The organism is Lentzea aerocolonigenes (genome assembly GCF_000955955.1).
GTDB classification, from domain to species: domain Bacteria; phylum Actinomycetota; class Actinomycetes; order Mycobacteriales; family Pseudonocardiaceae; genus Lentzea; species Lentzea aerocolonigenes_A.
Genome location: NZ_JYJG01000485.1, coordinates 1 through 3,847, shown reverse-complemented (window position 1 = coordinate 3,847; position 3,847 = coordinate 1). Strand labels below are relative to the sequence as shown.

1 protein-coding gene is annotated in these 3,847 nt (G+C 69.2%); it reads right to left on the bottom strand.

Annotated elements, in window-relative coordinates; genetic code table 11:
• Positions 1 to 3,847: type I polyketide synthase (locus UK23_RS50975; protein ID WP_156213839.1), on the bottom strand; the 3,847-nt coding region annotated here is incomplete at both ends.

Here is a 3,847-nt window from a genome sequence, read left to right as displayed (position 1 = left end):
CGGTACGCTGGAAAACGGGGGGATCCCCGAGCCCGGCGCTTCCAAGATCACGTGCGCGTTCGTCCCGGAGAAGCCGAACGACGAGACGCCCGCCCGCCTCGGCCGCGACACCTCAGGCCACGGCGTCGCCTCGGTGACCAGCGAGACCGCGCCCTCGCTCCAGTCGACGTGCGTGGACGGCTCGGTGATGTGCAGGGTCGGCGGCACGACTCCGTGCCGCATCGCCTGCACCATCTGCGTGTGCCCGATGTTCGACTTGATGCCACCCAACAGCAGCGGCACCGAGCGATCCTGCCCGTAAGTCGCCAACAACGCCTGAGCCTCGATCGGATCGCCCAGAGTCGTGCCGGTGCCGTGCGCCTCAACCGTGTCGACGTCCGCAGTGGACAGACCAGCCGACGCAAGCGCTTGGCGGATCACCCTCTGCTGCGACGGACCGTTAGGCGCCGTAAGCCCGTTGGACGCACCGTCCTGGTTGATCGCCGACCCACGCAGGACCGCCAAAACCGTGTGCCCAAGACGGACAGCATCGGACTGACGCTCCAGTACCAGCAGACCAACACCCTCAGACCAACCGACACCATCAGCCGAATCCGAGAACGCCTTGCAACGCCCGTCCTCAGACAACCCGCGCTGCCGGGAGAACCCGACGAACGCACCCGGCGTCGACATCACCGTCACACCGCCGGCAAGCGCGAGCGAGCACTCACCGGCCCGCAGCGACTGAGCCGCGAGGTGCATGGCCACCAGTGACGACGAGCAGGCGGTGTCGATCGACACCGACGGCCCCTCGAACCCGAAGGTGTAAGAAACACGACCCGACACCACGGAAGGTGACGTACCGGCGCCCTGATGCCCCTCGGAGTCCGCCTCGACGATCTGCGCGTAGTCGTTGTACATGACACCCGCGAACACACCGGTCCGCGAACCGCGCAAAGCCAAGGGGTCGATGCCGGCCCGCTCCAGCGCCTCCCACGTCGTCTCCAGCAGGATGCGCTGCTGACCGTCCGTGCCGAGCGCCTCCCGCGGCGACATCCCGAAGAACGCCGGGTCGAACTGGTCCGCGTCGTGCAGGAAGCCACCGGCGCGGGCGTAGGACGTGCCGAGGTTGTCGGGATCCGGGTGGAACAGCGTGTCGAGGTCCCAGCCGCGGTTCTCCGGGAACGGCGTGATCGCGTCCGTGCCCGAGATCACCAGGTCCCACAACGACTCCGGCGAGGTCACGCCACCGGGGAACCGGCACGCCATGCCGACGATCACGATCGGATCGTCCGAAGTGGACACCAGCGCGGGCAGGTCCGAAGTCTCCGAAACCGAACCGAACAGCTCAGCGTGCAGATGGTCGGCCAGCGCGATCGCCGTCGGGTAGTCGAACACCAGCGTCGCCGGCAGCCGCAGCCCGGTCGCCTCGGTCAGCTGGTTGCGCAGCTCGACCGCGGTCAGCGAGTCGAACCCGAGATCCTGGAACGCCCGCGTCGCGTCCACCGCGTCGATCGACGAGTGTCCGAGCACCGAGGAAACCTGCGTACGAACCAGATCCACGAGCGCCGCACGCCTGGTCGCGGCGTCCATGGAGCCGAGCTTCTGCACGAGCCCGGACGCCGTCGCCGATCCAGCCGCCGCACGCCGCGCCCTGACCCGGATCAAGCCCCGCAACAACGGCGCCACCGCACCTCGTGCTCGCAGCGCAGCGAGATCGAGCCGCACCGGAACGGTCAGCGCCGCCCCGCTCGCCACCGCCGCGTCGAACAGTTCCAAGCCCTGCCGCAGCGCGATCGGCGGCATACCGGCGGCGGTCATCCGCGCGGCTTCAGCCTCGGTCAGCTCGCCGGTCATACCGCTGACCTCGGACCACACACCCCACGCCATCGACGTGGCGGGCAGCCCAAGAGCCTTGCGGTGTGCGGCAAGTGCGTCGAGGAACGCGTTGCCCGCCGCGTAGTTCGCCTGCCCGGCATTGCCGAAAACGCCGGCCGCCGACGAGAACACCACGAACGCCGTCAGGTCACGAGTCAGCTCGTGCAGGTGCCAAGCGGCGTCAGCCTTGGGCCGCAACACCTTCCCGACACGCTCCGGCGTCATCGACTCGATCACACCGTCGTCCAGCACACCGGCCGCGTGCACGACGCCTCGGATCTCGTGCCGTGCAAGGAGTTCCGCAACAGCATCCCGATCGGTCACGTCACACGCGGCGACGGTGACCTGCGCTCCCAACGCTTCCAGCTCCGAGGTGTCGGCCTCACCACGGCGGCTGACGAGCACCAGCTCACGAACACCGTGCGTCTCGACGAGGTGCTTCGCGATGACCGCGCCCAGCCCACCGGTACCGCCGGTGACGAGAACCTCGCCCTCCCAACGGACTTCCCCGGCACCCGTGACGCGCGCCAGCCGAGCAGCGAGCACCTGCCCGTCGCGCACCACCAGCTGCGGCTCGTCGACGCCGAACGCCACCGAGACCATCGCGGCGGAAAGGTTGTTGCCGCACAGGTCGATCAGCCCGAACCGCCCGGGATGTTCCGACTGCGCCGACCGCACCAGACCCCACACCGCCGCAGCGCCCAGGTCCTCACCCGTGGTCGCACCGCGCGTGACGAACGTCAGCCTGCCGCCCCTGCCGCTGCCGATCCACTTCTGCACCAATTCCAGCACCCGCGCGGTGTTCGCGTGCGTACTACCGAGGACATCGTCACCACCGGCTACGGGCACCAGCACCAGCCCGGCGTCGGTGTCCGCGATCGCCTCCACCACGGGGTAGCCGAGGTCGAGCACGTCCGGCCCGATGACCGCGACCGACTCGGGCGCCGCGACGTCCTCCTGCGTGACCGGCACCCACTCCAGCCCGAACAGCTCCCGCTGCCCGGCCTCGCCGAGCTGCTCGGCGTTGACCGCCCGCACGACCACGCCCTCGACCGTGGCGACCGGCGCCCCGGTGACGTCCGCGAGCGCGATCGTCCTGCGCATGCCGCCCTCGTCACGAGTCAGCCTGACGCGCAGTTCGCTAGCGCCGGTGGCGTGCAGCGACACGCCTTCCCACGAGAACGGCAGTCCCGCGTCGAGCGTCTCGTCCAGCAACGCCGCGTGCAGCGCCGAGTCGAGCAACGCCGGATGCAGCCCATACGCAGTTCCGTCAACGTCCTCGGGCAGCGCGAGCTCGGCGTAAATCTCATCACCCACCCGCCACGCGGCCTTCAGGTTCTGGAACGCATGCCCGTAAGCGAAGCCCACGACCGAGAACCGCTCGTAGCACTCCTCGTAGTCCATCGCGACGGCCCCAGCGGGCGGCCACACGGTTGCATCAAAACCAGGAGCCTTGGACTCACTGCCAGTCGTACCACTCGCCAGGAACCCAGTCGCGTGCTGAATCCACGGCGAATCCGGCGCGTCCTCGGGCCGCGAGTGAATCGAGTACTGCCTCCTGCTGCCTTCCGGTCCCACTTTCAGCTGAATCTGCACGGCCCCGCGCTCCGGCAGCACGAGCGGCGCGGCCAGCGTCAGGTCGTCGACCCGATCGAGCCCGACCTCGTCCGCGGCCCGCATCGCAAGCTCGATGAGCACCGCGGCCGGCACCAGCGTCCGCCCCATGATCACGTGATCCGCGAGCCACGGGTGCGTGCTCAGTGACACCCGGCTGGTGAACACCACGCCTTCGCCCTCGGCCAGCTCCACCGCGGCCCCGAGCAACGGGTGCCCCACGCTGACCAGCCCCAGCCCGGACGCGTCCGACGCCCGCCCCGCGCTCGCCGGCCAGTACCGCTGCCGGTTGAACGGGTAGGTGGGCAGCTCGACCTTCTTGCCGCCCTCGTAGAACCGCATCCAGTCAACATTGACGCCGTCAACATGTACTTGA